This window comes from Kitasatospora sp. NPDC054795 (assembly GCF_053611565.1).
In genome coordinates, this window is the sequence record NZ_JBSHAP010000008.1 from 1 (window position 1) to 24,587 (window position 24,587).

16 protein-coding genes and 1 riboswitch are annotated in these 24,587 nt (G+C 73.1%); of the genes, 10 read left to right on the forward strand and 6 right to left on the reverse strand.

The features are described 5' to 3' along the window. Window positions 1–104 precede the first annotated feature (104 nt). Window positions 105–1,007, forward strand: coding sequence for a HipA family kinase (locus ACWGJO_RS04515; RefSeq protein WP_452182113.1), 903 nt, complete (start codon window positions 105–107; stop codon window positions 1,005–1,007). Between the two features lie 202 nt (window positions 1,008–1,209). Here ACWGJO_RS04515 and ACWGJO_RS04520 read toward each other — a convergent pair whose 3' ends face one another. The 4 genes from ACWGJO_RS04520 to ACWGJO_RS04535 form a co-directional block, all read right to left on the reverse strand. Continuing rightward, window positions 1,210–2,697, reverse strand: a complete 1,488-nt coding sequence (locus tag ACWGJO_RS04520) for a S8 family peptidase (RefSeq protein WP_380545336.1) — start codon at window positions 2,695–2,697, stop codon at window positions 1,210–1,212. A gap of 254 nt (window positions 2,698–2,951) precedes the next feature. After that, entirely contained in the window at window positions 2,952–4,070 is a 1,119-nt protein-coding gene (locus ACWGJO_RS04525; protein ID WP_452182114.1) for an amidohydrolase family protein, read from the reverse strand. Between the two features lie 3 nt (window positions 4,071–4,073). Beyond that, window positions 4,074–5,537 (reverse strand): glutamine synthetase, encoded by a 1,464-nt coding sequence (locus ACWGJO_RS04530; RefSeq protein WP_452182115.1) that lies wholly within the window; start codon window positions 5,535–5,537, stop codon window positions 4,074–4,076. 77 nt (window positions 5,538–5,614) lie between these two features. After that, complete coding sequence (locus tag ACWGJO_RS04535; protein ID WP_452182116.1) at window positions 5,615–8,326, reverse strand: MXAN_6230/SCO0854 family RING domain-containing protein; 2,712 nt, start codon at window positions 8,324–8,326, stop codon at window positions 5,615–5,617. Between the two features lie 549 nt (window positions 8,327–8,875). On the opposite strand from ACWGJO_RS04535, the gene ACWGJO_RS04540 reads away from it, so the two are divergent. From ACWGJO_RS04540 to ACWGJO_RS04580, 9 genes are all read left to right on the forward strand, one after another. Further along, a complete protein-coding gene (locus ACWGJO_RS04540; RefSeq protein ID WP_452182117.1) occupies window positions 8,876–10,651 on the forward strand; it encodes a 3-hydroxyacyl-CoA dehydrogenase family protein in 1,776 nt (591 codons plus the stop codon). A 290-nt stretch (window positions 10,652–10,941) separates the two neighbouring features. Further along, a complete protein-coding gene (locus ACWGJO_RS04545) occupies window positions 10,942–11,865 on the forward strand; it encodes a TetR family transcriptional regulator (RefSeq protein ID WP_452182118.1) in 924 nt (307 codons plus the stop codon). A 368-nt stretch (window positions 11,866–12,233) separates the two neighbouring features. Next, on the forward strand, window positions 12,234–13,571 hold the full coding sequence (ccrA, locus tag ACWGJO_RS04550) for a crotonyl-CoA carboxylase/reductase (protein ID WP_452182119.1): 1,338 nt from the start codon (window positions 12,234–12,236) through the stop codon (window positions 13,569–13,571). A 9-nt stretch (window positions 13,572–13,580) separates the two neighbouring features. Next, window positions 13,581–15,611 (forward strand): protein meaA, encoded by a 2,031-nt coding sequence (locus ACWGJO_RS04555; protein WP_452182120.1) that lies wholly within the window; start codon window positions 13,581–13,583, stop codon window positions 15,609–15,611. Window positions 15,612–15,653: 42 nt separating this feature from the next. Next, window positions 15,654–16,616: an HpcH/HpaI aldolase/citrate lyase family protein gene (locus ACWGJO_RS04560; RefSeq protein ID WP_452182121.1), complete on the forward strand. Its 963-nt coding sequence runs from the start codon at window positions 15,654–15,656 to the stop codon at window positions 16,614–16,616. An 11-nt stretch (window positions 16,617–16,627) separates the two neighbouring features. Next, a complete protein-coding gene (locus ACWGJO_RS04565; RefSeq protein ID WP_452182122.1) occupies window positions 16,628–17,131 on the forward strand; it encodes a MaoC family dehydratase in 504 nt (167 codons plus the stop codon). A 229-nt stretch (window positions 17,132–17,360) separates the two neighbouring features. After that, window positions 17,361–18,563 (forward strand): acyl-CoA dehydrogenase family protein, encoded by a 1,203-nt coding sequence (locus ACWGJO_RS04570; RefSeq protein ID WP_380545354.1) that lies wholly within the window; start codon window positions 17,361–17,363, stop codon window positions 18,561–18,563. Between the two features lie 489 nt (window positions 18,564–19,052). Beyond that, entirely contained in the window at window positions 19,053–19,745 is a 693-nt protein-coding gene (locus ACWGJO_RS04575) for a phosphatidylserine decarboxylase (protein ID WP_224280704.1), read from the forward strand. Continuing rightward, window positions 19,732–20,610, forward strand: coding sequence for a CDP-alcohol phosphatidyltransferase family protein (locus tag ACWGJO_RS04580; protein ID WP_380354263.1), 879 nt, complete (start codon window positions 19,732–19,734; stop codon window positions 20,608–20,610). Before ACWGJO_RS04575 ends, ACWGJO_RS04580 begins: the two co-directional genes overlap by 14 nt. A gap of 198 nt (window positions 20,611–20,808) precedes the next feature. Here the strand turns inward: ACWGJO_RS04580 and ACWGJO_RS04585 are convergent, their stop codons facing one another. Next, complete coding sequence (locus ACWGJO_RS04585) at window positions 20,809–22,134, reverse strand: hypothetical protein (protein ID WP_380545356.1); 1,326 nt, start codon at window positions 22,132–22,134, stop codon at window positions 20,809–20,811. A gap of 860 nt (window positions 22,135–22,994) precedes the next feature. Next, window positions 22,995–24,101 carry an alpha/beta hydrolase family protein gene (locus ACWGJO_RS04590; protein ID WP_452182123.1) on the reverse strand — a complete coding sequence of 369 codons (1,107 nt, stop codon included), beginning with the start codon at window positions 24,099–24,101 and terminating at the stop codon, window positions 22,995–22,997. Window positions 24,102–24,447: 346 nt separating this feature from the next. Then, a riboswitch (cobalamin riboswitch) is annotated at window positions 24,448–24,579 on the forward strand. Window positions 24,580–24,587 lie beyond the last annotated feature (8 nt).

The window sequence follows — 24,587 nt, forward strand, 5'->3', positions numbered from 1 at the left end:
CCGGCGCCCGGGTGGGCGAAGGCGTCACGGCCCCAGCATTCGAACGGACCGACCGTGGCCCCCTGGCTACACCGATCCGCTATCAACGAATTAGGGTGGCCGGTGTGCTCGATCTGGTGACTGCCGTGCGCTACGTCGATCCACTGCGGGCGGGCGGCTCCGTCCCCGGTGTGGTGGAGACCGACGACCTGGGAACGTACGTGGTCAAGTTCACCGGGGCCGCGCAGGGCCGCAAGGCGCTGATCGCCGAGGTGATCGTGGGCGAGCTGGCCCGACGACTGGGCCTGCGGGTGCCGGAGCTGCGGCTGGTGGACTTCGACCCGGCCGTCGCCGCCCAGGAGCCGGACACCGAGATCCAGGACATGCTCAAGGCCAGCGCCGGCCTCAACCTCGGGATGGACCTGCTGCCCGGCGCGCGGGACTTCACGCCGGGGATGATCTCGGTGGACTCCGCCGAGGCCGGCCGGGTGGTCTGGCTGGACGCCCTGACCGGCAACGTCGACCGCACCGTGCACAACCCCAACCTGGTGGTCTGGCACGGGCGGCTCTGGCTGATCGACAACGGCGCCGCGCTGATCTTCCACCACCGCTGGGCGGGGGCCGGGGCGGCGGTCGGCAAGCGGTACGACCTCAGCGCCCACGCGCTCGGCGGCTCGGCCCCGGACGTCCGGCTGGCCGACGAGGAGCTCGGGCCGCTGGTCACCGTGCCACTGCTGGAGGAGGTCGTGGCGCTGGTCCCGGACGAGTGGCTGGCCGGCGAACCCGGCTTCGACTCGGTGGACGCCGTCCGGCACGCCTATGTCACGCACCTGGCCGCCCGGGTGGTGCTCTCCGAGGAGTGGCTGCCGGAGGGCTTCGCCACGCCCGAGCAGCTGCGCGAGGCGGAGCGGCGGCGGGCGGCCCGGACCAGGGCGGGGCGGCCGGCCTGGCTCCAGGAGGTGCCGGACCTGCACGGCAAGCCGTCGGTGGAGACGGTCTGGGAGCACCACTTCGACGAGGACCGGTAGTTCTTCGTCGGGTCGGGCGCGGGGCGACCGCGGCCGGTGCTCCGGCGCCCCGGTGCCCTGGTGCCCTGGTGCTCGAATGCGGCCGAACAGCGACCGAACGGCGATCACCCGCGACCGGCCGGTGCGCGAACGCGGCCGGGGAGCGGGACCCAGTGGTCCCGCTCCCCGGCTCTACTGTTCAGTGCTGTCCGCGGTCAGCGCGTCAGCGCCACCACTGGACCGCCTTCTCGGCGTTGACCAGGCCCGCGCCGTAGAAGCCGTTGTCGTCAGCGCCGCCCTCGCAGGTGGCCTTCCAGGTGCCGGCGCCGCCCGGGTTGAACTCGCCCTTCGGGCAAGGGACGGACTCGGCGTGGGTGGTCAGCAGCTCGGTCAGCTCGTCCGGGCTGGCCCACGGGAAGGTGCTGGCGAGCAGCGCGGCCACGCCGGCGACGTGCGGGGTGGCCATCGAGGTGCCCTGCATGTAGCCGTACTTGCCACCGGGGATGGTGGACCGGATGCGGCCGTCCTTGTCCGGGGTGTTCGGGAACTGGAAGCGGCGGTCGCCACCCGGCGCGGTGACGGACACAACGCCCTTGCCGTAGCTGGAGTAGTACGCCTTGACGCCGTCGGAGCCGACCGCGGAGACGGCCACGACGCCGGGCAGCTCGGTCGGCAGCGACAGGCAGTCGTTGGTGACCGGGCGGGTGCCGGGGGTGGTGTCGTCCGGGCTGGCCACGTCGACGGTCTTGTGCGCCAGGTCGATGTTCTCGTTGCCGGCGGCGGCGATGTTGAGCACGCCCTTGCGCTGCGAGAACGCGACGGCCTTGCGGACGGCGTCCGAGATGGCCGCCTGGTCCTTGTCCGTCTTGCAGTTGAACATCCACGGGTCGACGAAGTAGCTGTTGTTCGTGACCTTGAAGCCGTGCTCGCCGGCCCAGACGAAGCCGCAGACCGCGTTCTCCGGGTAGATGAACCCGCCGTCGTCGACGACCTTGACCGCGGCCAGCTTCACGTTCGGCGCGACGCCGACGATGCCCTTGCCGTTCTTGGCGGCGCCGATGGTGCCGGCCACGTGGGTGCCGTGGTCGCTGGTGGTCGGCTGCCAGGCCTTCCAGTCGGTGTTCGTCCTGCCGTCGATGCAGGAGACCGACTGCGAGGCGTCCACGTTGGCGGCCAGGTCCTCGTGGGTGGCGTCGATGCCGGAGTCCAGCACGCCGACGGTGACGTTACGGCTGCCGAGCGAGATCTTGTGGGCCTTGTCGGCACCGATCTGACGCATGTCCCACTGGTAGGCCTCGTCGGGGTCCTCGCCCGGGGCGGCCGCCACGGCGGCCGACTCGGTGGCGACCTCGGCCTTGCCCTGGTCGGAGGCCTGGATGCCCTTGGTGCGGCTGGCGCCGACCGAGTCGACGCCCTTGGCCAGGCGCAGCTTCTCGGCGAACTTGGTGTCGTTCGAGCGGGCGACGACGACGCCGACCTGCTCGTAGGACTGGACGACGGTGCCGCCGAGGCCGGTGATGGCCTTCTCGACCTTCTGCACCTGGCCGTGGTTGGCCTTGGTGTTGACGACGTAGCTCATCAGCGGACCGGTCGTCGAGTCGGCCGCGGGAGCCGCGACGGCGGTGCCGGCCGGCAGCGCGAGGGCACCAGCGGTGGCGAGCACGACGCCCACGGCCGCGTACCGGGTACGGCTGATCCGAGGAACACGCATGAGGGTTGGCCTCCCGAGGCATCAGGCGGCAGCTGCGGTGGGCAGGTGCGCTTGGGAATGACCGGGACGCTAATGAATATTTGGTTATAAGCGCAAGGGGTAGTCATCTAATCGTCACATCTTGACCAGGAGTAGGGGTTACCGCCGCCCGGCGGTCAACAAGGAAAACAGAGGTCAAGAGTGTTAAAAAGTGATGGTTCGCCGACGTGCTGCCACACCCGTCTCGACCTTCACCACCAGGGCGGATCGCACCCCTACAACGCGTACAGCCGACGCGCGTTGTCGGCCGCGAGCAGCCGCGCCACCCGCCCGGCATCGACCGCGGAGCAGGCGCCGTCGGCTCGCCAGTCCGCGAGCACCGCACCCAGTCCGCACCGGAACTGACAGGTGCCCACCAAATAAAGTTCGGGCAGCCCGTAGGCGTCGGTGGAGAACAGCAATTTGCCGAACGGGGCCAGCTCCAGCATCTCGCCCAGCACCGCGGCCACCCGCGGACCGGTGTAGGAGGCGGTCAGCCCGAGGTCGGTGTACACCGTCGGGAAGGCCTGGGCCAGCCAGGCGGCCTGCCGGTGGTACGGGTACCCGTGCAACAGCACCAGCGGGACGCCACTGGGCTCGGCGGCCCGCACGAAGTCCGTCAGCAGCGACGGATCGGACCGGTGCAGGGTGAGGTCCGGATCGCCGAAGCCGGTGTGGAGTTGGAGCGGCAGGCCGAGCTCGGCGCAGACGTCCACCGCCGTCCAGAGCAGGTGGTGCAGCAGCACCGGGTCGGTCAACCGGGCCCGCCCACCGCGCAGGTGGGCGCCGGCCGCGGCCACCACGGCCGCGGCGGCGGGGCGTTCGGCGGGCGCGGCCAGACCGTGCCGGTAGGCGAGCACCGACTTGACCGCGACGGCCCCGGCCGCGGCCGACGCGAGCGCCTGCGCGACGGCCCGCGGCCAGTCCCCGGCGCCGGCCGTCACCGTCTCGGCGACCGACTCCAGCCGGACCACCTCGCGCACCGACGCCCCGGTGGCCGCGGCGAGTTCGGCCAGCGGCAGCAGCTCGTGGCCGGCGGCGGTGGCCAGTCCGGTGTCCACCAGGCAGGTGTCCAGACCGGCCGCCGCCAGAAGTCGCCCGGTGGCCTCGGCCGCGCCCAACTCCCGCCGCCGGGCCAGGTAGTCGGCGGCCGGGGCGTGCGCCGGCAGGCCGAGCGCGGGCGGGCACCAGCGCCGCACCGCGAGGCCCAGCGCGCTGTCGAAGGGCGAACAGCCGGGAGCGGGCGGCCGGTCGGACTCGGTGAGCAGCCCGGCCAGGGCCTCGTCGGTGAGCTCGGCCGCCACCACGCTGTGGCAGTGGTGGTCGACCAGCGCGGGCTCCCCCGGCCGGGCCACCGTTCAGTACCGCCAGCGGGTGGCCATGACCAACTCCTCGGGAGTGACGGCCGCGTACTGCTCCTGCTCCGCCCGTCGCACCGCCAGCACCGCCTGGTAGAGCGGCTCGCCGAGCGCCTCGCGCAGCACCGCGGAGCGCTCGTACGCGGCGATCGCCTCGGCCGGGCCCGCCGGCAGCCGGGGCACCGTGCCGGGCTCGGCGGCCGCCGGATCCCCGGTGAACTCCGGTGGCAGCGCGCGGCGCTGGTCCAGCCCGGCGAGACCGGTTGCGATCACCCCGCCGACCGCCAGGTACGGGTTGGCGCTCGCGTCGAAGCACTTGACCTCGGCATTGGCCGCGGCGGCCCGCTCCCCGGTGGAGCCGGTCACCAGGCGCAGCGCGGCCTCGCGGTTCTCCAGGCCCCAGCACTGGTAGGCGCCGGCCCAGTGCGAGGGCACCAGCCGCAGGTACCCGGCCGGGCTGGAGCAGCCCAGCACCAGCAGTTCGGGCAGCGCGTCCAGCACCCCGGCGAGGAAGCCCTCGGCCTCGGCCGTCAGGCCGTGCGGACCGGGGCCGCCGTGGCCGAGGTTGCGCCCGTCGCGCCAGAGGCTGAGGTGCAGGTGCCCGCCGTTGCCGACGCCGCCGGTCTCGACCACCGGGGCGAAGGAGACCCGCAGGCCGTGCCGGGCGGAGACGGCCCGGACGGTGTGCCGGACCAGGACGGAGGTGTCGGCGGCGGCGACCGGGCCCTCGGGGGCGACCGAGACCTCGAACTGGCCCGGGGAGTACTCGGGGTGGATCTGCAGGACGGTCAGCCCCTGCCGGCCGAGGGCGCGCAGGACGTCGCGCAGGTAGTCGGAGAGGTCGGTGACCCGATGCATCCCGTACGCCGGGCCGTGCGTCGGGTACTGCGGGTCCTCCTTCGGGGCGCCGGCCAGGGCGACCGTCCACTCGACCTCGATGCCGGTCTTGAGGCCCAGGCCGCGCGCGGCCGCCGTGGCCTCGGCCCGGCGGGCGAACAGCCGCTGGCAGCCGGGGTGCGGGGCGCCGGCCTGGGTGTACCTGTCCCCCGGGGCCCAGGCCCAGCCGGGCTGGGCGGCCAGCGGGACGACCCGGTCGAGGTCCGGGTAGAGCCTGAGGTCCCCGGTGGGGCCGCCGATGATCGCGCTGGTGGTGATCGCGTCGTCGGCGAGGAACACGTCGAAGCAGGGCGCGGTGCCGACGCCCCACTGCGCGGCGTGCACCAGACCGCCGAGCGGCACGGCCTTGACCCGGGTGATGCCGGCGTTGTCCACCCAGGTGACGGCCACCGCCTCGACGGCCTCGGTGCGCAGCCGGTCGACGGCCTCCTCGGCGCGCTCGGCCCGGTCGGCGCGCGATGGCAGCGCGACGGCCGCCGCGGCGGCGGCGGCGAGCCGCTCAGCGGTGACGGGCGGCTCGTCGGGACCGGGCGCGGTGGGGCCGGCGGTGGCGGTTCCGGTGGTCATGTCCCCATGCTGCCCCGCCGGTCGGGGTCGGATAACTCCCCTATCGGGTGGTCCTCCTGGCGGCCGCGTTCACCCGTTCACCCGTTCGGGGCGAACCTGGCCGTCCACTCCCCCGCGGTGATCCGCTCCAGGGTGTCCGGGGCGGCGTCGGTCGGGCCCGGGTAGAGCCGGTAGAGCGTCCCGCGCGCCTGCGCCGGCGCGGGCACGTCGGCGTGCACCAGGGCGGCGAACGCCCGGGCGCCGTCGAGGCGTTCGGCGATCAGCCGGGCGGTGTCGTCCGGCGGCAGCTCGGTGCGCCGGTCGCTCTCGTGGCGGGCGCGCAGCCGTTCGGCGAAAGCGCTCACCGGCTCGTCCGCGCCCCGCCGGTAGACGTCGAGCCCGCGGCCGGTCCGGTCGCGGACCAGCACCTCGTCGCTGCCCGCCGCGGCGGTGGCGCAGGCGAGGTCCCAGAGGGTGGCCCGGGAGCCGGGGGCGAAGTGCGTCAGGACGTCGGCGGCCAGCGAGCCGATCCTGGCGTGGTGCCGGTCGAGGTTGTGGAACCCGCTGCCGGCGCCCGCGTTGAGGTCGGTCCAGGTGTAGTCGCGGCGCTGCAGGTCGACGATCATCGGCACGCAGATCCTGGCGTCCCCGGCGAGGTCGAGGCGCTGGCGCACGCCCTTGGGGTGGAAGCCGCTCTTGCGCTGCCGGGCCGCCTCGGACGGGGTCAGGGCCATGAATCCGGCGAAGGCGTCGGTGAGGTCCTCGAACGGGATGTCGTTGTAGCTGAACACCACCACCACGGCGTACCTGGCGCCGGCCTCGCCCAGCGCCGGCAGGTCGAGGTCGACGAACTCGGTGGCGCCGTGCGGCGGCGGGGCGCTGGTGTAGTCCCCGGAGTGGACCGCGGCCCGCGGGCCGGTGACCAGCCGGGTGTAGTCGCACAGGCCGACGAACTGCCACGCCTCGTCGTAGAAGGCGACCGACAGGTCGAGGTCCACCCGCTGGTGCGGGCGCTGCGTCCAGTGCAGGAACAGCCGCAGCCGCTGGCCGTCCGGGATCCGCTGCACGCTGCCGCGCGGCACGGCGACGAGGGTCTTGGCGCTGGCGCGCTCGGCGAAGGGGACGACCAGGTCGGCCAGCGCGGCGTCCAGCACGGCCACCTCGTAGCGCTCCGGCCCGTGGGCCGACCGCCCGGCCCGGCGCAGCAGTTCGGCCTCGATCAGGGCGCACACGGGCGCGCTGAGAGCGGCCGGGACGGGCGTGCCCCGGTCGGCCCGGGCGTGCGCCGAGGCCACCCGGCCGCGCGGGAAGTACAGCCGCCGCTCGCCGTACTCGCGCGGCGCGCGCAGCCGTCCGTACGCGCCGAGCAGCGGGCCGGGGGCGACGGCGCGCAGGGCGCCGGGCAGCGCCTCGGCGAGTTCGGCGGGCAGCGGTTCGCCGGGCAACCAGGCGGCGTGGACCCGCAGCAGGTGGTGCAGGCGGCGCACCAGTTCGCCCGGACGGCCGGCCAGCAGCCGGACGGCGGCGGGCAGGTCGCCCTGTCCGAGGGCGCGCTCGACCCGGGCGGCGAAGGTCTCCACGGTCAGCCGGGTGTGGCCGCCGGGCGTCTCGCTCACCCGCAGCGGGGCGGGCGCCTCGCGCAGCAGCGGGCCGAGGCCGTGGAGGTCGAGATCGCTCTGCCGGACCACCGCGAACGCGGCCGCCGCGTACGGGAAGCGGGCGCGGTGCTCGTACGGGTGCAGCAGTTCGCCGGCCCGCAGCCAGGGCTCGCGGTGGCGGCGCAGGTCCTCGGCGAGGGTGCCGACCGGGAACGCGTCCAGGGCGGCGAGCAGTTCGCGGCGCAGCGGGCGGGGCAGATTGCGCAGGCGCAGTGTGCGGGCGGTCTCGGGCAGCAGGTCGGGCTCGGCGCCGGACCACGCCCAGATCAGCCGCAGGACGTCGGTGGCGGTGGTGAGGTGGGCGGCCAGCAGCGGCCGGGCGGCCTCCCGGTCGCGGTGCAGCAGGGCGGCCAGCACGGTGGCGCGGGTCTCCCGGACGGGGATCTCGGCGGGCAGCCAGCCGGCCGGGTCGTCCGGGGCGTGGTGGAGCAGCAGGGCGAGGTCCTCGCGGTCCTGCGGGCTCAGCGGGGTCTGCCGGGCGAGCAGCGCGGCCAGCCCGGTGGCGGCGAGGAGGCCCACGTCCTCGGGGCGGGCCTGGCGCAGTGGTTTGAGCTGCCGGCCGGCCCGCAGTTCGCGGGCGGCGTTGCGGGCGGCCCTGGTGTCGTTGGACAGGCGGCGCTTTCGATCCAGCGGGGTGCGGCAGAGCGGGCAGTGGGGGTCGCCGCCGTTCTCGACCAGTTCCAGGTAGCAGTCGCCGCACAGCAGGTGGGCGCAGGGGGCGAGGGCGCCGATCCCGGCCTCCAGGCTGTCGCGCTCGCAGACCTGGCAGATCTGGCTCGCCTGGCAGAGGAGGTAGCCGCGGACGAGCGCGGAGTAGTCGGCGTGGGCGTGGGAGGGCACGCCCTCGGGGAAGCGGCGGAACAGCGGGGTGTGGCTGCGGTCGGCGCCGAGCATCGCGTCGATGCCGCGCAGCAGCCGGGTGCCGGCCGCGGCGAGGTCGAGCGGGCGCAGCCGGCCGAGCGCGGCGCGCAGCGGGGCGGTGAGCACGTGGCCGCGCCGGACGAGGTCGGCCTCCAGGGCGACCAGCCCCTGGGCGGACCACGGCAGGGGCTCGTCGGGCCCGGCTCCGGGCTCGACCCGGACCATCCCGTGGCGGTGCAGCAGGTAGGCGTCCAGTGCGGCCTCGGGCGCCACGGCGTTCTGCTTCTTCACTGCTCTTCCCCCGGTGGATACGACGAAGCGGGGGCGGAGAGTGGGCGCACTCGGGTTCATTTTGCAGATGAGTGAGAAGGAAGCACGCCGCGGAGCCGCCCCCGCGTCGATCACCCTAGCGAACGCCCGCCCGCGGCCCCGAACGGTTTTCCGCCCACGCCCCCTTCCTACTCATCAGTAGCTTCGCTACAGTGGCCGGACACGCACCTCCGCCGGGCTTCGGGAGCCGCACCGGCGGCAGGCCGCGGTCGCCGCTTCTCCGGCGCCCGCGCGGTGCGCTTTCACCGGCAGGTGCCGCGGACCGCGGCGGGCCGGGTTCCCCCTCGTATCAGAGCCGCTTCCTTCACCTTCGAGCGCCTGAGCACCACGGCACATCCGCAGTTCGGCCGGAGCGGACCGGCCCCTGTCCGAATGCGCCGCACCCCGTCATCTCCCCAGCCCCCGCGCGTGGACCCTCCTCCGGCGGCGGCCGCCCCCGGCGCGCGTCCGGGCGCGGCGGCGCGCCCGCCGGAGCACGCGCGGGCCCTTCATGACTAGGAGTCAGGACAGATGGAGCGTCCCTTCCCCACTGTCGCCGTCGTCGGCCTCGGCACGATGGGTGCCGGCGTCGCGGTGGCGGTCGCCAAGAGCGGCCGCCGGGTGATCGGCATCGAGGCCACCGAGGACTCGGCCGCCCGGGCACTGGCCCGGATCGAGGAGGCCACCGCGCACGCGGTCGACCGGGAGCGACTGACCGCCGGGCAGCGCACCGGGCTGCTGGCCCGGATCTCCGTCGGCCACGAACTGGCGGCCGCCGCCGGGGCGGACCTGGTGATCGAGGAGGTGCCCGAGCAGCTGGAGCTGAAGCGGGAGGTCTTCGCCGAGCTGGACCGGATCTGCCCGGAGGCCACCGTGCTGGCCACCGGCACCACCGCGCTGTCGGTGACCCGGATCGCCGCCGCGACCTCCCGTCCGGAGCGGGTGCTCGGCCTGCACTTCTTCAACCCGGTGCACGGCATGAAGCTGGTCGAGGTGGTCCGCACCGTGCTGACCTCCCCGCGGACCGCCGAGGACGCCGCCGCCTTCGCCCGCGACCTCGGCAAGGAGCCGGTGGCGGCCGGCGACCGGGCCGGCTTCGTGGTGAACGGCCTGCTGTTCGCCTACCTGAACCAGGCCGCCGCGATGTTCGAGTCCAAGTACGCGTCGCGGGAGGACATCGACGCCGCGATGCGGCTCGGCTGCGGCCTGCCGATGGGCCCGCTGGCGCTGCTCGACCTGATCGGCATCGACACCGCCCGCACCGTGCTGGAGGCGATGTACGAGCAGTCCCGGGACCGCCTGCACGCGCCCGCCCCGATCCTCGGCCAGCTGGTCGCCGCCGGGCTGCTGGGCCGCAAGACCGGCCGCGGCTTCTACACCTACGAGGCGCCGGGCTCCTCCCGGGCCGTGGACGCGGCCACCGGGCCGGCCCGGCCGAAGGTGCCGGGCCGGCCGGTGCGCACCGTCGGCGTCTGCGGCTCGGGGACGATGGCCACCGGCATCGCCGAGGTGTTCGCCAAGGCCGGGCACCCGGTGCTGCTGGCCGCCCGCAGCCAGGAGAAGGCCGAGAAGGCCAAGGCGCAGCTGGAGAAGTCGCTGGAGCGCTCGGTGGCCAAGGGCCGGCTGTCCGCCGGGGCGCGGGACGCCGCACTGGCGCTGGTCACCCCGGTCGGCCAGTACGCCGAGCTGGCCGAGGTGGACCTGGTGGTCGAGGCGGTCGCCGAGGACCTCGCGGTCAAGCGGGAGCTGTTCGCCACCCTGGACAAGATCGTCAGGCCGGGCGCGGTGCTCGCCACCACCACCTCCTCGCTGCCGGTGATCAGCTGCGCGACCGCCACCTCGCGGCCGCAGGACGTGATCGGCATGCACTTCTTCAACCCGGCCCCGGCGATGAAGCTGGTCGAGGTGGTCTCCACCGTGCTGACCGCGCCGGACGTCACCGCCACCGTGCTGGAGCTGACCGCCGGGGTCCGCAAGCACCCGGTGGAGTGCGGCGACCGGGCCGGCTTCATCGTCAACGCACTGCTCTTCCCCTACCTGAACGACGCGGTGCGGATGCTCCAGGAGCACTACGCGACGGTGGACGACATCGACACCGCGATGAAGCTCGGCTGCGGCTACCCGATGGGCCCGTTCGAACTGCTGGACGTGGTCGGCCTGGACGTCTCGCTGACGATCGAGCAGGTGCTGCACCAGGAGTTCCGCGAGCCCGGCCTGGCCGCCGCGCCGCTGCTTGAGCACCTGGTCGCGGCGGGCTGCCTGGGCCGCAAGACCGGCCGCGGCTTCCGCGACCACGCGCGCCGATGACCACGCCGCAGGCCGGGGGCGGCCCGTACGAGACGCCGTACGGGCCGCACGCGGCACAGCCGTACGGATCCCCGCCGCACGGCGCGCCACCGCACGGGGCGCAGCCCTACGGCGGCGCGGCTTCCGGCAACGGCGCCCCTCCGCAGGGATCCGCGGGCTCCGCGCGCCCCGGTTGGAGCCCCGGCACGGTGTCCTCCCGCTGGCCCCGCCCGGCCGTGACCGGTCCGGTCGCACCGGTGCGGCGGGGAAGGGCCGTGGCCGCGCCGTCCGGGCCGTGTAGCGTTCCGGACATGGATCGGGTTCAGTCAAGCTCCCCGCAGCACCCCGCCGGGCCGCACGGCGGCGACGGCCGGACCGCCCCCTCGACCGGGGGCACCGGGCCGGACGGCGGGCCGGGAAGCCGCCGGGCGGCGGCGCAGCGCCAGCAGATGCGCCAGGACCTGGCCACGGCCGCGATGGAGCTGTTCGCCTCGCAGGGCTACGAGGAGACCACGGTCGACCAGATCGCGGCCGCCGCCGGGGTGGCCCGGCGCACCTTCTTCCGGTACTTCCGGTCCAAGGAGGAGGCGATCTTCCCGGACCACGACGACACCCTGGTGCGGGTGGCCGACCTGCTGGCCAGTGCGGAGCCGGAGGAGCACCCGCTGGACGTGGTCTGCCGCGGCATCAAGGAGGTGCTGCGGATGTACGCCTCCACCCCGGGGGTGTCGGTCGCGCGGTACCAGCTGATCCGTCAGGTCCCGGCGCTGCGCGAGCGGGAGATCGCCGTGGTGGCCCGCTACGAGCGGCTGTTCACCCGCTACCTGCTGGGGCGCTTCGACACCGGCGAGTCCATCCCGTCCGGCTGGCAGCGCGGCGGCGAGGACGACTCGATGCTGGCCGAGGTCTCGGCGGCGGCGGTGGTCGCGGCGCACAACCACGTGCTGCGGCGCTGGCTGCGGGCCGGCGGCCGGGGCGACGTGGAGGCCCAGCTGGACCACTCCTTCGAGGTGATCCGGCGGACCTTCTGGGCCGCCAGCGCGCCGGGTGCCAGGCGTCGGGGATCGGTGGTGGCACCGGGTGCCAATGGGACCCCCGGGGACACCGGTGCGGAGAGCGCACTGAGTGCCAGTCCCGGAGGTGAGGTGCTCATCACAGTCGCCCGGACGGACGCTCCACTGGAGGTCGTGGTGGACAGCATCAGGGCCGCACTGAGTGGCACCCGGGAGTCGTAAGCGCAGTATTCACGCAGGTCAGAGCGGTATCGAGGGCCCGCGCCGAGAAGTCGGCGCGGGCCCTGCGCATGCCCGCGCAACGCGCGTCACGCCGCCCCGGAGGCCTCCGGAATTCGTGACACCCGGTGTCTTTACGAGTGGCACAGGGTGCCACTACCTTGTTACTCACCAGTCGCGGCGCCGCGGCTCCCCACCTCGGCGCGCCGTCGTCCGGCGTTCCCACACCCCGGGAGCAGAGCCAGAACGGCCCGGTCCACCCCGGGTGCCCAGTCTGACCCGCCCACCACCCACCTCAGCGAAGCCGGTGTCCGCTCCCGGCTCCCCCAGACGCCCTGTGCCCTCACACAGGTACGCCTTCGGAGGCAGCCATGCAGGAAATCCTCGACGCGATCATCAGCACCGACACCACGTCGGCGGACTTCGCGGCGATCAAGCTCCCCGAGTCCTACCGGGCGGTGACGCTCCACAAGGACGAGGAGCAGATGTTCGCGGGCCTCGACAGCCGCGACAAGGACCCCCGCAAGTCTCTTCACCTCGACGATGTAGCCCTGCCCGAGCTGGGCCCCGGCGAGGCCCTGGTCGCCGTCATGGCGAGCGCGGTGAACTACAACACCGTCTGGAGCTCGATCTTCGAGCCGGTCTCCACCTTCGGCTTCCTGGAGCGCTACGGCCGGCTGTCGCCGCTCACCAAGCGCCACGACCTTCCGTACCACGTGGTCGGCTCCGACCTCGCCGGCGTGGTGCTGCGCACCGGCGCCGGGGTCAACGCCTGGAAGCCGGGCGACGAGGTCGTCGCGCACTGCCTCTCGGTCGAACTGGAGTCCGCGGACGGCCACAACGACACGATGATGGACCCGGAGCAGCGCATCTGGGGCTTCGAGACCAACTTCGGCGGTCTGGCCCAGCTGGCCCTGGTGAAGACCAACCAGCTGCTGCCCAAGCCCAAGCACCTCACCTGGGAGGAGGCCGCCTCCCCCGGTCTGGTCAACTCCACCGCCTACCGCCAGCTGGTCTCGCGCAACGGCGCCGGCATGAAGCAGGGCGACAACGTGCTGATCTGGGGCGCCAGCGGCGGCCTCGGCTCGTACGCCACCCAGTACGCGCTGGCCGGCGGCGCCACCCCGATCTGCGTGGTCTCCAACGACCAGAAGGCCGAGATCTGCCGCGCCATGGGCGCCGAGGCGATCATCGACCGCTCCGCCGAGGGCTACCGGTTCTGGAAGGACGAGCACACCCAGGACCCGCGCGAGTGGAAGCGCCTGGGCGCGAAGATCCGCGAGTTCACGGGCGGCGAGGACGTGGACATCGTCTTCGAGCACCCGGGCCGGGAGACCTTCGGCGCCTCGGTGTACGTCACCCGCAAGGGCGGAACCATCGTCACGTGCGCCTCCACCTCCGGCTACATGCACCAGTACGACAACCGGTACCTGTGGATGTCGCTCAAGCGGATCGTCGGCTCGCACTTCGCCAACTACCGCGAGGCCTTCGAGGCCAACCGCCTGATCGCCAAGGGCAAGATCCACCCGACCCTGTCCAAGGTCTACTCCATGGAGGAGACCGGCCAGGCCGCCCTGGACGTGCACCACAACAAGCACCAGGGCAAGGTCGGCGTGCTCTGCCTGGCCCCCGAGGCGGGCCTGGGCGTCACCGACCCCGAGCTGCGCGAGAAGCACCTGCCGGCCATCAACCGCTTCAGGAACGTGTGAGACCCGCCGATGACTGAGCCCCAGAAGCGCGACCGGCCCTGGCTGATGCGCACCTACGCCGGCCACTCCACCGCGAGCGACTCCAACGCGCTCTACCGGCGGAACCTGGCGAAGGGCCAGACCGGCCTGTCCGTCGCCTTCGACCTGCCGACCCAGACCGGCTACGACTCCGACCACGTCCTCGCCCGCGGCGAGGTCGGCCGGGTCGGCGTCCCGGTCGGCCACGTCGGCGACATGCGCACCCTGTTCGACGGCATCCCGCTCGAACGGACCAACACCTCCATGACGATCAACGCCACCGCGATGTGGCTGCTGGCGCTCTACCAGGTGGTCGCCGAGGAGCAGGGCGCGGACGTCGCCAAGCTCACCGGCACCACCCAGAACGACATCGTCAAGGAGTACCTGTCGCGCGGGACGCACGTCTTCCCGCCCGGCCCGTCGGTGCGGCTGATCACCGACATGATCGCCTACACGGTCGGCAACATCCCCAAGTGGAACCCGATCAACATCTGCAGCTACCACCTGCAGGAGGCCGGGGCCACGCCCGTCCAGGAGATCGCCTACGCGATGTGCACCGCCATCTCGGTGCTCGACGCCGTGCGCGACTCCGGCCAGGTGCCGGCCGAGCGGATGGGCGAGGTGGTCGCCCGGATCTCCTTCTTCGTCAACGCCGGCGTGCGCTTCGTCGAGGAGATGTGCAAGATGCGCGCCTTCGCCCGGCTCTGGGAGAAGGTCACCCTGGAGCGCTACGGCGTCACCGACCCCAAGCAGCGCCGCTTCCGCTACGGCGTCCAGGTCAACTCGCTCGGCCTGACCGAGGCCCAGCCGGAGAACAACGTCCAGCGGATCGTCCTGGAGATGCTGGCCGTCACCCTCTCCAAGGACGCCCGCGCGCGTGCCGTCCAGCTGCCCGCCTGGAACGAGGCACTCGGCCTGCCCCGGCCCTGGGACCAGCAGTGGTCGCTGCGCATCCAGCAGGTGCTGGCGTACGAGTCGGACCTGCTGGAGTACGGCGACATCTTCAACGGCTCCGAGGTGATCGAGGCCAAGACCGACGAGCTGCTGGCCGGCGCCGAGGCGGAGATCGCCAAGGTGCTGGAGATGGGCGGGGTGATCCCGGCCGTCGAGTCCGGCTACCTGAAGTCCAACCTGGTCGCCTCGCACGCCGCCCGCCGGGCCCGGATCGAATCCGGCGAGGACAAGATCATCGGGGTGAACTGCTTCGACACCACCGAGCCGAGCCCGCTCACCGCCGACCTCGACACCGCGATCATGGTGGTCGACCCGGCCTCCGAGCGGTCCGTGCTCGCCGCCCTGGAGGCCTGGCGCGCCCAGCGCGACGAGGCCGCCGCCCAGGCGTCGCTGGCCGAGCTCAAGGCCGTCGCCGCCACCGGGACCAACCTGATGCCGGCCACGCTCGCCTGCGCCCGGGCCGGCGTCACCACCGGCGAGTGGTCCTTCGCCCTGCGCGAGGTCTTCGGCGAGTACCGCGCGCCCACCGGCGTCGGCGGCGCGCCCGTCGCCGTGGCCGCCGAGCCCGGCGGCGAGCTGGAGCAGGTCCGTGCCGCGGTCGCCGCCACCGCCGCGGAGCTGGGCGCCGGCAAGCTGCGCCTGCTGGTCGGCAAGCCCGGCCTGGACGGGCACTCCAACGGCGCCGAGCAGATCGCCGTCCGGGCCCGCGACGCCGGCTTCGAGGTGGTCTACCAGGGCATCCGGCTGACCCCGGAGCAGATCGTCTCCGCCGCCGTCGCGGAGGACGTGCACTGCGTGGGCCTGTCCATCCTCTCCGGCGCGCACAGCGAGCTGGTGCCCGACGTCCTGAAGCGGCTGCGCCGCGCCGGGGTGGAGGATGTCCCGGTGATCGTGGGTGGCATCATCCCGGCAGCGGACGGCGAGGCCCTCAAGGCCGCCGGCGTCGCTGCCGTGTTCACCCCGAAGGACTTCGGCATCACCACCATCATCGGCCGGATCGTGGACGAGATCCGGCTGGCCAACAAGCTCCAGCCGTGGACGCCCGCACCGACCGCGGCCACGAACTGAACAGCTGACCAGCTGACCACTGGGAAGGAACCCTCGATTCTTATGACTGCTGTGAACCGTCTGCGCCCGCGCCGCTCCTGTCTCGCCGTGCCGGGCAGCAACCCGCGCTTCCTGGAGAAGGCCCAGGGTCTGCCGGCCGACCAGGTCTTCCTCGACCTGGAGGACGCCTGCGCCCCGCTGGTCAAGGAAAGCGCGCGCCACAACATCGTCGACGCACTCAACAACGGCGACTGGGGCGGCAAGACCCGTGTCGTGCGCGTCAACGACTGGACCACGCACTGGACCTACCGCGACGTGATCACCGTGGTCGAGGGCGCCGGCCCCAACCTCGACTGCATCATGCTGCCCAAGGTGCAGGACGCCGAGCAGGTCAAGGCACTCGACCTGCTGCTCACCCAGATCGAGAAGACCATGGGCTTCGAGGTCGGCCGGATCGGCATCGAGGCGCAGATCGAGAACGCCAAGGGCCTGATCAACGTCGACGCCATCGCCGAGGCCTCGCCCCGGCTGGAGACCATCATCTTCGGCCCCGCCGACTTCATGGCCTCCATCAACATGAAGTCGCTGGTCGTCGGCGAGCAGCCGCCCGGCTACAACGCCGACGCCTACCACTACATCCTGATGCGCATCCTGATGGCCGCCCGCGCCAACGACCTCCAGGCGATCGACGGCCCGTACCTCCAGATCCGCAACCAGGAGGGCTACCGCGAGGTCGCCCGCCGCTCGGCCGCCCTCGGCTTCGACGGCAAGTGGGTGCTCCACCCGGACCAGGTCGCCGCCGCGAACGAGATCTACTCGCCCTCGCAGGACGACTACGACCACGCCGAGCTGATCCTCGACGCGTACGACTACTGCACCTCCGAGGCGGGCGGCGCCAAGGGCTCCGCCATGCTCGGCGACGAGATGATCGACGAGGCCAGCCGCAAGATGGCGCTGGTCGTCGCCGGCAAGGGCAGGGCCGCGGGCATGCAGCGCACCACCAAGTTCGAGATCCCGGAAAGCTGAGGGCCCACGGCATGCAGTTCGGACGCACCTACGAGGAGTTCGAGGTCGGCGCGGTCTACAAGCACTGGCCCGGCAAGACGGTCACCGAGTACGACGACCACCTCTTCTGCCTGCTCACCATGAACCACCACCCGCTCCACATGGACACCAACTATGCGGAGAAGACGACGGACTTCGGCAGGAACGTCGTGGTGGGCAACTACATCTACTCGCTGCTGCTCGGCATGTCCGTCCCGGACGTCTCCGGCAAGGCGATCGCCAACCTGGAGATCGAGTCGCTGCGGCACGTCGCACCGACCTTCCACGGCGACACCCTCTACGGCGAGACCACCGTGCTCGACAAGTGGCCGTCCAAGTCCAAGGACGACCGCGGCATCGTGTACGTCGAGACCAAGGGGTACAAGCAGGACGGCACGGTCGTCTGCGTCTTCCGCCGCAAGGTGATGGTGCCGACCGAGACGTACATCAAGGAGCGCGGCGGCGAGCAGCCCGGTCGTCCGACCCCGCTTGCCTGAGCCCCTCCCTCCCCGCCTTCTCGGCCTCTCCCCTCTATAGGGGGCCCTCCCTCCACGGACGGAGAGCCCCCTCGAGAGACCCCGGACGGGCAGGCCGCCGTCATCGGCCGCGCCCCACCCGGTACCGGGGGCCCTGCTGCCGCAGCCACGCCGGCAGGGCCCCCGCAATCCCCCCCCCCGGGGAATCCCCGACTTTCCGTAGCCCCTCAGACCTTTCCGGAGCCGCACGATGGGACGCCTCGCACAGACCGACGGCCTCACCGAGATCCAGCGGGACATCCTCGCCACCGTGCGGGATTTCGTCGACAAGGAGATCATTCCGGTCGCGACCGAGCTGGAGCACAAGGACGAGTACCCGACCGCCATCGTCGAGGGCATGAAGCAGCTCGGCCTGTTCGGCCTCACCATCCCCGAGGAGTACGGCGGCCTCGGCGAGTCGCTGCTCACCTACGCCCTGGTGGTCGAGGAGATCGCCCGCGGCTGGATGTCGGTCTCCGGCATCGTCAACACCCACTTCATCGTGGCGCACATGATCAACGCCCACGGCACCCAGGAGCAGAAGGACCACTTCCTGCCGAGGATGGCCGCCGGCGAGATCCGCGGCGCCTTCTCGATGTCCGAGCCGGGCCTCGGCTCCGACGTTTCGGCCATCTCCACCAAGGGCGTCAAGGACGGGGAGTTCTACGTCCTCAACGGCCAGAAGATGTGGCTCACCAACGGCGGCACCTCCACCCTGGTCGCGGTCCTCTGCAAGACCGACGAGGGCGGCAACACGCCGTACAAGAACATGACCACCTTCCTGATCGAGAAGGAGGCCGGTTTCGGCCCGAACCCCACGGTTCCCGGCCTGACCGTGCCCGGCAAGATCGAGAAGATGGGCTACAAGGGCGTCGACACCACCGAGCTGGTCCTCCAGGACGTCCGCATCCCGGCCGACCGCATCCTCGGCGGCGTCCCGGGCCGCGGCTTCTACCAGATGATGGACGGCGTCGAGGTCGGCCGCGTCAACGTCGCCGCCCGCGGCTGCGGCGTCGCCCGCCGCGCCTTCGAGCTCGGCATCTCCTACGCCCAGCAGCGCTCCACCTTCGGCAAGAAGATCGCCGAGCACCAGGCGATCCAGTTCAAGCTCGCCGAGATGGCCACCAAGGTCGAGGCCGCCCACCAGATGATGGTCATGGCCGCCCGCAAGAAGGACAGCGGCGAGCGCAACGACCTCGAGGCCGGCATGGCCAAGTACCTCGCCTCCGAGTACTGCAAGGAGGTCGTCGAGGACGCCTTCCGCATCCACGGCGGCTACGGCTTCTCCAAGGAGTACGAGATCGAGCGCCTCTACCGCGAGGCCCCGATGCTGCTCATCGGTGAAGGTACTGCGGAGATCCAGAAGATGATCGTCGGACGCCGGCTCCTGGAGGAGTACCGGATCGCCGACTGATCCCCGGGCCGCCCGCCGACGGACCACGTCGCCGGGCGGCCCCCTCGAACCGCCGGTCGACGGGCGTGCGGGCCCGCGCCGGCGGAGCGCCGTGCCCCGTCACGGGCCCGGCCTGGTCCGCCTGGGTCCGGCACGGCCCTCCGGAAGCGGCCGCAGGGCGTACAGCTGCAACGACACGCCCGGCGGCCGCTTCCGCACACCCGCTTGCGGCCGCTACGGCCGTTTCGCCCCGCCGGGTTCCGTCGGCGCACCCGTTGAGACAAGAGTCACCAGCCCTGTCGGGTCCCTTGGGAACCGGACCGGGTCGAGCTACGGTCGTAGGAGTGGACGCGCACACGCGCCGCCACCGGACACATGAACGAGCAGGCGGGTTGCCCACCCACCGTGTGCTCCCGATAGCATCCACCGGGACAGCAAGCCGTCCCTCTATTACCGATCCCGCGGTGGCCCCCGTCCAGCGGCCATGATCCCCCGCGACAAAGGTCTTCGATGCCCATCAGCCCGTCCCCTCACACCTCCGTCACGGACCGCGATGCCCTCGCAGCCCCGACGGCCGGTCGGCGACCCCGCGTGACCATCGCGCGCGGAGCCACCCCCTGGTTCGTCCCCACTCTCGCCACGGCCGCCGTGACCACCGCCCTCACCCGGCGCAGCGGCAAGTGGGCCCTGGCTGCGGTACCCGCCTGCGCGCTCAGCGCGGGCATGCTGTGGTTCTTCCGCGACCCCGAGCGTGAGATCGGCACGGGCAGAGTGATCTCCCCCGCCGACGGCGTGGTGCAGAGCATCGACGCCTGGCCGGACGGCCGCACCCGGGTCGCGATCTTCATGAGCCCGCTCAACGTCCACGTCAACCGCGCGCCCCTGCCGGGCACGGTGACGTCGGTCGAGCACGTCGCGGGCGGCTTCGTCCCCGCGTTCAACAAGGACAGCGACCAGAACGAGCGGGTCGTCTGGCACTTCGACACCGAGCTCGGCGACATCGAGATGGTGCAGATCGCGGGGGCCGTGGCCCGACGCATCGTGCCGTACGTGGACGCCGGAACCAAGGTCGAGCAGGGCGACCGGATCGGTCTGATCCGGTTCGGGTCCCGGGTCGACACCTACCTGCCGGCCGGCGTCGAGGTCGGCGTCGAGGTCGGCCAGAAGACCACAGCCGGGGTGACGCGCCTTGACCGTGACTGATCCTGAGACAATCGTCGGCCTGGACGACGAGGAGACGGCCCTGCGCCGCCGCCGCTGGGCGCGCGACCGCGAGCTGCGCGCCCCGCGCTCTCCTCAGCACCTCTCCACCGCCGACTTCCTGACCCTGGGGAACGCCGTCTGCGGCTTCCTGGCGATCTACTCGATCACCACCGGGGTCCTGGTCCCGCACATCACCAACCCGGACGCCGCTCCGGACCGGCACAGCGCCGCCACCGCGGTCACGCTGCTGCTGATCGGCTCGATGTGCGACCTCTTCGACGGCCTGGTGGCGCGCAAGCTGCGCTCCTCCGCCCTCGGAGCGGAACTGGACAACCTGGCGGACCTGATCAGCTTCGGCATCGCGCCGGCCTACTTCGTCGCGGTCTGGGGCATGGTCTCCCAGGGCTCCAACAGCAAGCTGTCGGCGCTCATCGCCATCACGGTGCTGCTCGCGGTGGTCCTGCGGCTGGCCCGCTTCTCGGCCGTCAAGATGCGGCCCGGGGTGTTCCAGGGCATGCCCTGCCCGATGGGCGCGATGACGGTGATCGCCATCGTGCTGCTCGACCCGCCGTTCCTGCCCGGTCTGCTCGCCATCTTCGGCGCCGCGTACCTGATGGTCAGCCGGATCGAGTACCCGAAGCCGCAGGGGCTGCTGGCCACCGCGACGCTCTGCTGGATCGTGGTCTCCATCGGCTGCCTGGCCGCCTGGGCCACCGGCCTGCCCGGTGGCAACCAGCTGATGCACGTCGGCGCATTTGCCCAGATCACTCTCGCGGCGATGGCACCGCTTCTGGTCATCCGCCGCAAGGTGGGGCAGAAGGTCGGCGACGTCCGCGCCCGGCGGGCGGAGTCCCGGCTCGGCTGAGTCCCCGCAAAAGTCATAAGAGTCAGGGCCCGGAACCTGTTGGTTCCGGGCCCTTCTCGTATGTCATAACAATCGAGCGCCGCGGGTGCGGGACTCGGGCGCCGTCCGAGCGGAGACCCGAGCGAACCTCGACACGGACGCCGGAGCCGCCGTCGCGGTCACCGTGGACCCCGAACGTCCCCGCAAAAGTCATAAAACTCAGGCGCCACCAGTGTGCACGCTGAACGCCGAGCGGCGGGCCGCCCGGGCCACGCCCGGGTCCGGGTGCACGCCCGAGACCGCCGTCAGCACCGAGGCCGCCCGCGGGTGACCGGACTGCCGGGCCCGGGCGAACAGCCGGACCGGGTCGCCCGCCGAGGCGCCCTCGACATGACCCACCAGCAGCTCGGTCTCGCCGTGGTCGAGCACCGCGGCCGCGGTGTCCACCCAGAGCCAGGCCGCGTCCTCCGCGCCCAGTACGTCCGCCGGGGAGACGCCCTCGTCGGCGCGCTCCGCCAGCCACAGCAGCGCGTAGGGGCGCAGCACCGGCGCGTCCACCGCCGCGCGCACCGCCTGCTCGGCCGGGCCCCCGGCCACCCGCAGCGCCTCGAAGGCCAGTCCGCGCACCAGCGCGTCGTCGCCCCGGGCGGCCTCCAGCAGCTCGCCCACGGCCCGGTCCGCCGGACGGGCCGCGACCCACGCCCGGAACTCGGCGCGGGCCGGGCCCGGCGAGTAGTCCGCACACGCGTTCAGCAGCTCGAAGGCGCTCTGCTCGATGTGCCCGGCCGCGGTCTGCGCGACCGTGCAGATCTCCTCCAGCTTGGCCCGCACCGCCCAGTGGCCGAGCGGCGACAGCTCCGCGGCATCGTTCCTGCGCACCAGGGCGCCGACGGCCTCCAGGCCGTCGAGCATCCAGTCCAGGACGGCGGCCACGTCGGCCGGCGCGGCCGGGGTGTCGATCTGCGGCGCGCGGCAGGTACCGCGGACGGCGGAGACGGCCGAGGCCGCGTGCGGCACCGGAGACAGCCCCGGTCCGCCGAGGCCGGTGCCGACCCGGCGCTCGTCCAGGCCCCGGCGCAGCAGTTCCAGCAGTTCGCTCTCGGCGACGGGGCCGTCCACCAGGTGCAGGAAGGAGAGCAGCTGCGGGGCCTGGTCCACGGCCTGCCCGGCCAGCACGGCGAACACGCCGCGCAGCGCGGCGGGGGGCACCGGGGCGAGCAGGGTCCAGGCGTCGAACATCGCCGACCATCCGCGCACCACGGCCTCGTCGTCGTGCTCCCAGGCGTGCAGGCGCCAGCCGGGTCCGGCTCCGCCGTCCCGGGGCTCCACGAGGCCCACCAGCAGTGCCTGCCCCCATGCCTTGGCGGCGGCGCCGACCGTCATGGCCAGCGCCCGGCCGGCCTCGCGGGCGTCCTCGGGGAGCAGTTCGCCGCGCTTGTCGACCTCGGCCAGCTCACCGGCCCAGCGGGCGACGCGGACGGCGTCGACCAGCATCCGGCGGGCCAGCGGGGCCAGCTCGGCGGGTGCCGGGAAGCCCTCGGGCACGGGAACCCTGCCCCGCCCGGGAGCCGGAGCGGGCCCTCGCCGCCGGGGTACTCCGTTACGGGGGACACCCGCCCCGCCCGGCCTGCCACCGGCGGGCCGTTGGGCCGTTCCGGGGAGACGGGTCACCGTCGCACCGGTGCCGATCGTCGGCGGGAGCGGGGCATCACGGTCGCGCGGGTTCCGAGACGTCACGTCGAGCAGTCTTCCCCTTGTACCGGCCTTCTGTCACATCCGGTTGTCCGTACGACCGGGCGACCGGTGGCGGCACCTCCGCAAGATCGGGCAACAGCGGCAAACCGCCTGGCCGGAAACGTGTGACCTGCCCATGCCACTCGCATCATCCCGGTCGCCGGGAATGCTCGGGCGGTTACCGTGCGTACGGGTGGGGGGTCAGTGGCCGGGCAAATTGTTGTCCCTGACATCGAGGTGGTTTTCGCGCCGGTCGCACGGGGAATCCCCTTCCGCCGACTTCCGGCGGAGCTGTCCAGTCCGAATCCGGACGGATGACGAGCGGGACGGGGGGATCGTGCCGCGCGAGAAGTCGGACCGGCCGACTTCTCGCGCGCCTACGGCGGAATGGAGGAAACGTTCATTCGTGGGCAGGGGCGAAGCGCGCCGGAAAAGCCGGCGCGGCCCAGCCGGAAACGCCCGCACGAGGAGGGGGGCGAGGACGCGGCCAGTGGGTCTTGCGGGCCTCGCGGATCCCGTCGGACGGATCGGACGGATCGGCTCGACGGATCGGCTCGACGGGTCGGCCCGGACCTCGGCGGTGGGGCCGCGTTCCTATCCGCAGGGGCGGAAGCGGAGCACCGACCGCGGCACGTCCGGGAGACGTGCCGGCAGGACCCGCCGGCGGCGCCCTACAGCAGCGGCGTGAGCCAGCGGCGGAGCAGTTCGGTGTACCGGTCGGGAGCGGTGTTCCAGAGGGTGGCGTGGTCGGCACCGGGGAAGGCCTGGAGGCTGACCACGTCGCGACGGGCGGCGGCCAGCTTCTCGGCGGTGCCGAAGGGCGCGATCCGGTCCTCGGGGCTGTGCAGGAGAAGGGTGGGCACCCGCAGGTCGGTGCCCTCGGCGATGCGGGCGAAGTCGGCGAGGTCGACGCCCGTGCGGCCCTCCGCGGCCAGGGCCCCGAGCTCGGCGGCGACGCCCTGGAAGCCGGCCCGGGCGGCGTCCCGGCGGGCGGAGACCGGGAGGTCGAGCACCGGCGAGTCGAGGATGAGGCCGCTGACGGCGTGCGGCCAGGCGGTGCGGGCCGCGGTCTGGAGGGCCGTGGTCGCGCCGACGGACCAGCCGTAGAGGATCACCTTGCCCGCGCCGCTGTCGAGCGCCAGCCGTACCGCCGCCTCGATGTCGCGCCACTCGGTCTCGCCGAAGTGGCTGAGCCCGTCCGGGGAGGCGGGGGCGCCCCGGTCGCCGCGGTAGGTGACGGCGAGGGCGGGCAGGCCGAGCCGGTCGAGGACGGGGAGCACCGGGAGGGTCTGCTGGCGGTCGGCCTCGGGGCCGTGCACCAGGATCACCCAGGTACCGCGCTTGCCGTCGAGCCGCCAGGCGGGAAGGGCGCCGAGCTCGCCGTCGGCGGTGGTGTCGGTGAAGGGGAGGCCGAGTGCCTCGGTGGGGTCGCCGAGGTGGACCCGGGGAGTGAAGCGGACCTCGGTGCCGGGGGTGAGCGTGCCCCGGTCGGCGCGGAGCAGCGGGCGGGTGACGCCCCGCTCGTCGCTGTGCAGGACCTCCTCGACGACCGCGTGCCCGCCGTCCGCCCACTCGACCGCCCAGCGGCCGGGGCGCAGGCTCTCGGGGCCGCGGGTGAAGGTGACCCGGCCGGGGGAGAGGCCGCGGACCAGGACCGGCCCGGACTCCGGGACGGCGGCCACCGGACGGACCGTCCGGTCGGAGGCCCGACGGCCGATCACCAGCACGGCGGCCCCGACCGCGGCGGCCGCCACGACGGCGGCGGTTCCCCAACGCATTTCGCTCCCCGCTCTGTTGCTCACGGACCGGACGGTGTTCGGGCACCAGTTCACCGGCGCTCCGTCCGCCCGGCCACCGGGCTGGGCCGTCCGGGTCACCCGGGCGGCGGCCAGGCGGCGCTGAGGAGGTGTCGGAGGCGGGCAATGAGGGTGGTGGGGCGGGGCGGCGGCGGAGCCGGCGGCGCCCCGGTGGGAGGGGACGTGGTGTTCCCGGTGGAGGGCGGCCCCGCGCCGGGCGATCCCCCGGCGCGTCGGCGGCGTCCGCGTGTGACCAACCCCTCTGTGACCTCGGTTGACTCCCGGTTCGGGCCCGTGATGGGATCCTGGGGCCAAACGGAGGCATGGAGAGGAAGCCGGTGGAATTCCGGCGCGGTCCCGCCACTGTCACCGGGGAGCACGCTCGGAACATCGCCACGGCGGCCGTCGACGGCCGCTGGAAGGCTCCGGGGGTGCGTTCGACCCGGAAGCCAGGAGACTCTCGCCCCC

Excerpts from the sequence above, each read along its gene's own strand:
- ACWGJO_RS04520 (WP_380545336.1), bottom strand. The coding sequence starts at position 2,697 with ATGCGTGTTCCTCGGATCAGCCGTACCCGGTACGCGGCCGTGGGCGTC.
- ACWGJO_RS04530 (WP_452182115.1), bottom strand. The coding sequence starts at position 5,537 with ATGACCACCGGAACCGCCACCGCCGGCCCCACCGCGCCCGGTCCCGAC.
- ACWGJO_RS04540 (WP_452182117.1), top strand. The coding sequence starts at position 8,876 with ATGGAGCGTCCCTTCCCCACTGTCGCCGTCGTCGGCCTCGGCACGATG.
- ACWGJO_RS04545 (WP_452182118.1), top strand. The coding sequence starts at position 10,942 with ATGGATCGGGTTCAGTCAAGCTCCCCGCAGCACCCCGCCGGGCCGCAC.
- ccrA (WP_452182119.1), top strand. The coding sequence starts at position 12,234 with ATGCAGGAAATCCTCGACGCGATCATCAGCACCGACACCACGTCGGCG.
- ACWGJO_RS04555 (WP_452182120.1), top strand. The coding sequence starts at position 13,581 with ATGACTGAGCCCCAGAAGCGCGACCGGCCCTGGCTGATGCGCACCTAC.
- ACWGJO_RS04560 (WP_452182121.1), top strand. The coding sequence starts at position 15,654 with ATGACTGCTGTGAACCGTCTGCGCCCGCGCCGCTCCTGTCTCGCCGTG.
- ACWGJO_RS04565 (WP_452182122.1), top strand. The coding sequence starts at position 16,628 with ATGCAGTTCGGACGCACCTACGAGGAGTTCGAGGTCGGCGCGGTCTAC.
- ACWGJO_RS04570 (WP_380545354.1), top strand. The coding sequence starts at position 17,361 with ATGGGACGCCTCGCACAGACCGACGGCCTCACCGAGATCCAGCGGGAC.
- ACWGJO_RS04575 (WP_224280704.1), top strand. The coding sequence starts at position 19,053 with ATGCCCATCAGCCCGTCCCCTCACACCTCCGTCACGGACCGCGATGCC.
- ACWGJO_RS04590 (WP_452182123.1), bottom strand. The coding sequence starts at position 24,101 with ATGCGTTGGGGAACCGCCGCCGTCGTGGCGGCCGCCGCGGTCGGGGCC.